The organism is Ideonella sp. (assembly GCF_036277275.1).
Lineage (GTDB): Bacteria > Pseudomonadota > Gammaproteobacteria > Burkholderiales > Burkholderiaceae_C > Ideonella.
The window spans coordinates 1-8,421 of the sequence record NZ_DASUNH010000127.1 but is presented as its reverse complement, the minus strand read 5'-3'; the positions used below and the strand labels follow the sequence as shown (position 1 = coordinate 8,421).

Here is an 8,421-nt window from a genome sequence, read left to right as displayed (position 1 = left end):
GCGGCGTGAAAGGATTTGTCGAGTTCATCAATCAGGGCAAGAAGGTGCTGCATCCGAACACCTTCCACGCCATCGGCGAGCGCCAGAGCGAACAGAACACGCCGGTGAACGTCGAGGTGGCGATGCAGTGGAACGACTCGTACGGCGAGTCGGTGCTGGTGTTCACGAACAACATCCCGCAGCGCGACGGCGGCACGCACCTCACGGGCCTGCGCGCGGCGATGACGCGCGTCATCAACAAGTACATCGAGGAGAACGAGTTCGCGAAGAAGGCCCGGGTCGAGATCACCGGTGACGACATGCGCGAAGGCCTGGCCTGCGTCATCAGCGTCAAGGTGCCGGAGCCGAAGTTCAGTTCGCAGACCAAGGACAAGCTGGTCTCGTCCGAAGTGCGCGGCCCGGTCGAGGAGATCGTCGCCGCCAAGCTCAACGACTGGCTGCAGGAAAAGCCGAACGACGCCAAGACCGTCTGCGGCAAGATCGTCGACGCTGCCCGCGCCCGCGAAGCTGCGCGCAAGGCGCGCGAAGCGACTCGCAAGACCGTTCTCGGCAGCATGGGCCTGCCGGGCAAGCTGGCCGACTGCCAGGAGAAGGACCCGGCGCTGTGCGAGATCTACATCGTCGAGGGCGATTCGGCCGGCGGCAGCGCCAAGCAGGGCCGCGACCGGAAGTTCCAGGCCATCCTGCCGCTGCGCGGCAAGATCCTGAACGTCGAGAAGGCGCGCTACGAGAAGCTGCTGAGCTCGAACGAAATCCTGACGCTGATCACCGCTTTGGGCACCGGCATCGGCAAGGGCATGGGCGGGGACGATTTCAACCCCGACAAGCTGCGCTACCACCGCATCATCATCATGACCGACGCGGACGTCGACGGCGCCCACATCCGCACGCTGCTGCTGACCTTCTTCTACCGCCAGATGCCCGACCTGGTGGAGCGCGGCCACATCTACATCGCGCAGCCGCCGCTCTACAAGGTCAAGCACGGCAAGGCCGAGCAGTACCTGAAGGACGCGCACGCGCTGGACGAGTACCTGCTGAAGGTGGCGCTCGACGGCGCCCGCGTCGAGCCCGGTGACGGCCGCGCGCCGATCGTCGGCGACGACCTGGTGCAGAAGGCCCAGGCCTACGTGCAAGCGACCAACGTAATCGACCGCCTGAGTGCGTGGATGGACGTCGAAGCGCTGCGCGCGATCAGCGACGGCCTGACGCTGAACCTGGACGACACCGCCAACGCCGAAGGCAGCGCGATCGCGCTGAAGGCCGCGCTGCACGACGCCGAGGTCGAAGCGGTGTTCGACGAGCGCACCGACAAGCACCTGCTGCGCATTAGCCGCCGCCACCACGGCAACATCAAGTCCAGCATCATCAGCCCCGATTTCGTGCACGGCGCCGACTACGAAGCGCTGGCCACCGCCGGCCGCACCTTCAAGGGCCTGTTGACCGCCGACGCGATCGCCAAGCGCGGTGAGGGCGACAAGCAGAAGGAACAAAAGGTCGGCGACTTCCGCGCCGCGATGGCCTGGCTGATGACCCAGGCCGAAAACTCGGTCGGCCGCCAGCGCTACAAAGGCCTTGGCGAAATGAACCCCAGCCAGCTGTGGGAAACGACGATGGACCCGACCGTGCGCCGCCTGCTGCGCGTGCAGATCGAAGACGCGATCGAGGCGGACAAGGTGTTCACGATGCTGATGGGCGACGAGGTCGAGCCGCGGCGGGATTTCATCGAGACGAATGCGCTGCGGGCGGCGAATATCGACGCCTGATCGATCGATCGACGTATCCACCTGAGATCACTCTCACCGGACGGCTTGCAGCCTCGTGTTGCAAGCCGTTCTTGCTTTGGCGAGACAGCGCGCCTTTGTTGCGGTCATCGAAAGTTCGATAGGGAGTGGCGGTGATTGAACCTGACGAAGAGCAGCTGGCGATCTTGGCCAGCACGGCCCGCTTCAATGCCATTGACGGCAATGCCGGTGCCGCGAAGACGACGACCCTGGCGCTGAAAGTCCTGGACGCACTGCGTCACGGCATGGCGCCGGAAGATATCCTCGTCTTGACATACAGCCCGGCGGCCGTTCTGGCCTTTCAGCAGCGGCTTCGCTGGATCGGCGTCGAGCGCGAGACCGTCCTTCGCCTGAACATCTCGACCTTTGATGTGTTGTGCCACGAACGCCTGCAGGCGCTTCTGGGTGACTGCGAATACTTGAAGTATCCGAACCGCCAGGTCTACGAGACTGTTCTGCGAGCGATCCGACAAGCCCGTATCCGAGCGGAGCGCCACAACCTCGGCAGTGCCTTCATCATTCCTGGTGAGGGGATGTTGCTGATTCCGGTTCTCCTGCATGCATTCAAGCGCTTGAAGGGAACGATGACAGTCAAGGCTTTGGGCAACGAGTTTGTGTTGACCGAGGCATCAGCCATTGAAGCTGGGCTCGATTTCACCGAGACGGCGGTGCTGCAGGCCTATGAGGCACTGCGATGCGGCCTGGGCGAAGAGCCACGCAGTTTCCGCGACAGCCTGGCCCCACTGTTCCGCCTGCCCGACGATCCGTTCTACGACATGGCATGTGTACTGACAGCGGATGACCCCGTCTTTGACCACGGGTCGCACCCGCTGAGGCTCGGCGCGCGCTTGATCGTTGTCGACGAGGGCCACGACCTCAACCGTGCGATGTTCACCGTCCTCCAGCATCTGGTGGATGTGAACCCGGTCGAACAGGTCTTCGTAGTGGGTGATCGCGACCAGGTGGTGCATTCGGATGGCGGCGCGGACGCCGGCTTCATGAACAGCCATTTCGAGGCCGGCATCGGAAAGCTGCGGCGAATGCCGCTCACGACCTGCCGCCGGTTTGGTGAGCGATTGGCTGGGCCGCTTGGTGCGCACGCGTCGAAGGAATACGCCGTCGCCGCGGGGCGCCACACCGAGATCGTGATCGCGCGCGCACGCACGACCAGCGCTGTGGCCGCGCTCATCGAAGGCGAGTTCAACCAGAGGCATCTTGAAAACGAAGGCCCCGCCGGCCTCGCCGTATTGCTGAGGCATCCCGGTGCTTCGGTGGAGCTGGAAAGCGCACTGGACAAGAGAGGTTTCCACGTCGAGACCCATGGCTTCGAGCCGTTTCTGAAGCGGCCGGAGGTGCAGTTCTTGCGAACCCTGGTGGCCTGGGTGACGCAGTCGGTAGACACGCTTGCGCAATCCGACCTGCTGGCGATCCAAGACGCCTTCGCCGAGTTCACGGGTTGCCGTGCCCATGAGAAGACCAAAGACGTGCGGCACAAGAACCTGGCCGTGTTCAAGGACTACTTCCTGGGTGATCCCGGCGAATTCATGCGCGGCACGCAGGATGGGCCCGTGCTTTCACACGTTGACGATCAGGCACGCGCCGCGCTGCACCGCTTCATCGTCATGTTCGCTGCAGGCATCGAGCCGAATGATCTGCACCTGCGACTGCAAGACATGGGCTTTGCCCGCCTGTTCAAGCATGCGTTCGTTTACGACGAGCAGGTCGAAGAGGCCATGGCGGCGATGACCAGCTTCGCACGCACCGCGGTTGGGTTCGAGACCTTTGCCGGCTGGCTCAAAGGCTTGGCCCAACGAGAATGGGCCGCCAAGGGCGAGCGCCGTGGCCACCAGCGCGTCATTCGCTTGTTTGCGATTCCGGCAGCCAAAGGCCTGGAGTTCGATCACGTGGTGATGCCCGACGTCGATGCTGGCCAATTCGATGGCTCCGCCCAGGAAGAGCGCAACCTCTTTTACGTGGGCGCCTCACGCGCGCGGCTTCGTCTGACGATGACGTTTCGCGATCGGCCCAGCTCGTTCCTCCACGCTTTCGGGCGAGAGTCGGATTGGGATGAGGTGGTGGGGTCGGGCGACATCTCAGCCTAGAGCCCTGACCGGTGCGGCGCTTCAAGATCGTCGACTACGATCACCCTTCACCGTACCAGCCTAACCAGGCAGCTCGGGATACACCACGACGCTGCCGAACCGGCGGTGATCGACACGGAGGGACATCGAATGAACGCGCAGCTTCTCGTCCCGCCAGGCATACCGTTTCCGAGGACATTTCATCCATTCGATGGAATTGATGCATCCTTGTCGGTTCGCTGGGCGAGTTCACCTTTGCTGAAGCCAGATGCTGCCCCCTTTGCATTTATCAGCAACCGGCCCATGTGTAAGTCAAAGCTTGCACAGCGCCGCGCCGCGAAACGTCAAAGCTGAGTAGCCAGCCCGGTCAAACCGACCCGAAAGCGCCCCACTTGTTCGCGCATCCCCTTGGCGATCAAGTGCCAGATTTTTTCGGGGAAGTCCTTGGGCAGTTGAGTCGCAACCTTGTCGAGCGCCGGCTGCACGCGCTCGACCAGTTCCTGCATCTCAGTCCACACCGCCTCGCCACCGCTGCCCATCGCCAACCCATGCCAATGCCTCGCCTGGATGGTGTGCAGCGTGTAGTGGACGTTCCTGGAGCGCAGCGCGAACGCGAGTTCGGTCTTGCGCCAGCGGAACTGGTTGGCGTTGGCGCCGACGTACGGGAAGATCGAGAGCACGTCGTAGAGCGGCGCGGCGATGTAGGTGTCGCCGGGCTGCAGGAAGAGCGAGTAGTTCTTGGCGTGGCCATCGGTGGCGGCCATCAGCCAGAAGGCGAGCTGGGTCAGTGCGAAGAAGGTGGTGTCGCGCGGGTCCTGGCTGCCTTGCAGCAGGCGCAGGCAGTCTGCCAGCGATGGGCCGCCGTCCTTCTCGTATTTCATCGTCGGCGGGCGGCCCATCGCCTGGCAGAAGTCTTCCTGCGGCAGGCGGGCGATCCACTGGGGCCCGTCCGCGTCGGCTGGTTGCAGTGCCCGGTCGAAGCGGGTGACGACCAGGGCCTTCTGGTCTTCGAACTGGCCGATGGCCGTGGGGGCGACTGGCAGGCCCAAGGCGCCCAGGATCTGCGCACACAGCCATTCGTTTTCGACCGAGTCACCCAGGTCGACACGGCGCGAGCCGCCCACCAGGCCCAGCGGCAGCTTGAGGATGTGGGTTGTCGGCGTGGCGCCGCGGGGCCGGTGCCAGCGGCCGCGGTGGAAGAGCAGGGCGGTCTTCTCCTGTGCGCCCGCGAGCGAGATGCGGAAGTCTTCGTCGTCGCCGTTCTGGCCCAGCAGCGTGTCTGAGGGCACGGTGCGAAGCACCTGGGCGACCTGGGCTTCAGTGAGCGCTGCAGCTTCGATGCGGTGCCAACCCTCTGGGGCTGCGCCTTCTGGCAGCAACTGCAGCGCGCCGGCGCAGTCGCGCCCGATGGCTTGGAGCAGCTCGAAGGCTTCGATCGACCCGGTTCTGTAGCGCCGCGCCAGGCGTTGGCGGATGCGTTCGTTGTCGGGCAGCAGGTTGTCGAAATAGTTCGCCACGGCCGGGCCGCGTATCTCGCGCGTGGGTGTGATTGGTATGGACAGCGACAACGCGCGGCGTTTGGGCGAGGCGAGCCAGGTCTCGTCGTAGGTGAAGCGGTGCGAGCCACGGTCGACCGACCAGGTGCCGACGAACTGCCCGTTCATCCAGGCGGCCAGGCGTGCTGTCACCAGGTGCCCCGTTTCTGATGGGTTGCAGGCGCGTTGACGACCACACTCTTGCGACGTTTGGTGATCGCAGCAGGTGGCTCAGCGGTGACCACGGCGACATCGGATGGCCGAATCACCAGGTTGGCGCCCAAGGCCTGCAACACCTGCAGGATCTGCTGCAGGCTCACCACGCCGGGGTTGGCTTCGATCTCCACGACGCGCGCCTGGGTGACGCCGATGGCCGCGCCGAGCTGGGCTTGGGTCATGCCGCGCCGCTTGCGCAAGGCCTGCAATTGCGGGCGCAGCTGCTCGGCCAGTTTCAAGGGGTAGTCCATCGTGGTGCCCAGGGTGCTCCGACGACGGCAGGTTACAAGCTGGAGCCTGTATCGTCAAATTAAAGGCTGCAGCTTGTACCAGCCTAAAACAGGCTAGAGCTTGTTTAGGGAACGGCAGCCACGAACGACAACGCCGACCCGGAGGCGAAGGGGCGCCGGTCTCGATTACCGCGAGGCAGCCCTGCTACTCGCTGGCGCTGCCGTTGAGTCCATGCTGGCGCAACGTCCGCGTGTCCAGCTGCCGCTTGGCGATCGCATAGCGGCAAGGGCAATAGCGGCAGCGGCGATGGCCGCAGGCGCTCGGTGGGCGGGGGCCGCAGCCGTAGCGCTGGGTGAGCAGGTCGTGGTTCTGGCGAGTGACGGTGCGCTTGAGCAGCACGTCGTAGACGGGCAGGTCGCGCTTCGGGTCGGCGCCTTGGCAGGGCAATGTGGCCAACGTCACCGCATACCAGACGCCGTCGACGCGGTGCCATTGTTCGTTGGCCGGCATGCCGGCCAGGCCGGTGCGGCGGTCTTGCTGGGCGGCGGCTTGATCGGCGGCCTGCTCTGTCGCACGCCGGCGCTTGGCGATCACCCGGGCGCGGTTGACCAGCAGGATGCCGGTGCGCGGGTGCACGTAGAGCTCGGCGCGGCTTTCGGACAGCGGCACCGTGCCGCGCCAGGTGCGGCGCACCCAGACCTCGCCGTCGCGCCATTCGGTGTCGACCTCGACGCGGTCGTAAAGGTGTTGGAACAGATGGTTCTGCACCGTGCTGCGCCGGTCGATGGCTTGGCACAACTCGCTGTAGACCTTGTTCCACGGCCGGTCGACCTGCTGGCGCAGGTAGGCGTACAGCGGGCTCAGGTGCTCGCCGAAGCTCTTGTTGCCCCAGCCTTGCTTCATGCTGAAGCGCGACGGGGCGCTTTCGCCGTCGGGGTCGATGCGGTGGCGTTCCAGGCGGCGGGCGCCGGCGACGGCACGGGCGTAGTGCCGCCCATGTCGGGGCTCTTCGACCAGCACTTTGCTCATGTCGGCACGCATGTCGGTGTCTTTCCAGAAAAGAGGGCCGATGGTTCGGGCCCCGAGGTTCGAGGTGAGTGGATGAAGGGGCGAATTCTGCGGCCGCTTGCCAAATGAAGTAAAGAGTCTTTACCATCGGCGGCTGACCGAAGAGGGGCGTGTGTGGTTGTTTTGCTGCAGTCGTATCGGACCGATCGCCAGCCCACCGCCGGTGGCCGCCCCTCGGCGAAACCCTGCCCTCGACATGTTTCGTGGTGCTGATGTCGAATCAGCGCCTTGTTGTTCGTCGTGGTGTTGAACGCCCCGATGAACCCTCTCAACCGCCATCGCTCATGACGACCGACCCCACTTTGCTGGACCACCGCCGCCGCTGGCTTGCCTTGATGCTGCTGTGCCTGGGCGTGCTGATGATCGTGCTGGACACGACGATCGTGAACGTCGCGCTGCCGTCGATCCGCGCCGATCTGGCGTTCACCGAGACCTCGCTGGTTTGGGTGGTCAACGCCTACATGCTGACGTTTGGCGGCTTCCTGCTGCTGGGCGGGCGGCTGGGTGATCTGTACGGTCACCGCCGTTTGTTCATCGCCGGCATCGTCGCTTTCACGCTCGCGTCGCTGGCCTGCGGCGTCGCGCCATCGCAAGCGGTGCTGATCGCGGCGCGGGCTGCGCAGGGCATCGCCGGGGCGGTGGTGTCGGCGGTGGCGCTGTCGCTGATCATGACGCTGTTCACCGAGCCGGCCGAGCGCGCCAAGGCGATGGGTGTCTACGGCTTCGTCTGCGCCAGCGGCGGCAGCATCGGCGTGCTGCTGGGCGGCCTGCTGACCGGCACGCTGGGCTGGCGCGCGGTGTTTCTGGTCAACCTGCCGATCGGCGCGGCTGTCGTCGCGATGTGCCTGAAGCTGTTGCCGGCCGGTGGCGCCGCCGTGCAGCGGCCGAAGCTGGACTGGGCCGGCGCGGGCAGCATCACGCTGTCACTGATGCTGGCGGTGTATGCGGTGGTCAATGGCAACGTGGCGGGCTGGACATCGCCGCAGACGCTGGGGCTGCTGGGCATTGCCGCCGCGCTGTTCATTGCATTCCTGCTGATCGAGATGAAGGTGACGGTGCCGCTGATGCCGCTGTCGCTGTTCAAGCGGCGCAACGTGGCGGTGGCCAACGTGGTGGGCGTGCTGTGGGCCGCGGCGATGTTCGCTTGGTTCTTCCTCTCGGCGCTGTACATGCAGCTGGTGCTGGGTTACAGCCCCTGGCAGGTGGGGCTGGGCTTCTTGCCGGCCAACCTGATCATGGCGGTGTTCTCGCTGGGCCTGTCGGCCCGCATCGTCATGAAGTGGGGCATCCGCGGGCCGCTCGCGGTGGGGCTGCTGCTGGCCGCGGTGGGCCTGGCGCTGTTCGCCCGCGCGCCGGTGCAGGGCGGCTTCTGGCTCGATGTGCTGCCCGGCATGCTGCTGTTGGGCCTGGGCGGCGGCATCGCGTTCAACCCGGTGCTGCTGGCCGCGATGAGCGATGTGGAGCCGGCCGATTCGGGCCTGGCCTCGGGCGTGGTCAACACCGCGTTCA

Annotated in this window: 6 protein-coding genes; 3 read left to right on the top strand and 3 right to left on the bottom strand. The window is 65.3% G+C overall.

What is annotated here, in order from left to right:
- On the top strand, positions 1 to 1,763 hold a 1,763-nt coding region (locus tag VFY73_RS21550), incomplete at its 5' end, for a DNA gyrase subunit B (protein ID WP_329722661.1).
- A gap of 131 nt (positions 1,764 to 1,894) precedes the next feature.
- On the top strand, positions 1,895 to 3,883 hold the full coding sequence (locus VFY73_RS21545) for a UvrD-helicase domain-containing protein (RefSeq protein ID WP_329722659.1): 1,989 nt from the start codon (positions 1,895 to 1,897) through the stop codon (positions 3,881 to 3,883).
- Positions 3,884 to 4,206: 323 nt separating this feature from the next.
- Here the strand turns inward: VFY73_RS21545 and VFY73_RS21540 are convergent, their stop codons facing one another.
- The 3 genes from VFY73_RS21540 to VFY73_RS21530 form a co-directional block, all read right to left on the bottom strand.
- On the bottom strand, positions 4,207 to 5,526 hold the full coding sequence (locus VFY73_RS21540) for a type II toxin-antitoxin system HipA family toxin (RefSeq protein WP_414654507.1): 1,320 nt from the start codon (positions 5,524 to 5,526) through the stop codon (positions 4,207 to 4,209).
- 20 nt (positions 5,527 to 5,546) lie between these two features.
- On the bottom strand, positions 5,547 to 5,864 hold the full coding sequence (locus tag VFY73_RS21535) for a helix-turn-helix domain-containing protein (protein ID WP_329722655.1): 318 nt from the start codon (positions 5,862 to 5,864) through the stop codon (positions 5,547 to 5,549).
- A gap of 184 nt (positions 5,865 to 6,048) precedes the next feature.
- A complete protein-coding gene (locus VFY73_RS21530; RefSeq protein WP_329722653.1) occupies positions 6,049 to 6,885 on the bottom strand; it encodes a hypothetical protein in 837 nt (278 codons plus the stop codon).
- 311 nt (positions 6,886 to 7,196) lie between these two features.
- Between VFY73_RS21530 and VFY73_RS21525 the strand changes: the two genes are divergently transcribed.
- Positions 7,197 to 8,421 (top strand): MFS transporter (locus VFY73_RS21525; RefSeq protein ID WP_329722651.1); only part of this gene is annotated, 1,225 nt, incomplete at its 3' end.

What these genes read in the sequence shown, in the direction of transcription:
- VFY73_RS21530 (WP_329722653.1), bottom strand. Translation starts at nt 6,885, where the DNA reads ATGCGTGCCGACATGAGCAAAGTGCTGGTCGAAGAGCCCCGACATGGG.
- VFY73_RS21540 (WP_414654507.1), bottom strand. Translation starts at nt 5,526, where the DNA reads ATGAACGGGCAGTTCGTCGGCACCTGGTCGGTCGACCGTGGCTCGCAC.
- VFY73_RS21535 (WP_329722655.1), bottom strand. Translation starts at nt 5,864, where the DNA reads ATGGACTACCCCTTGAAACTGGCCGAGCAGCTGCGCCCGCAATTGCAG.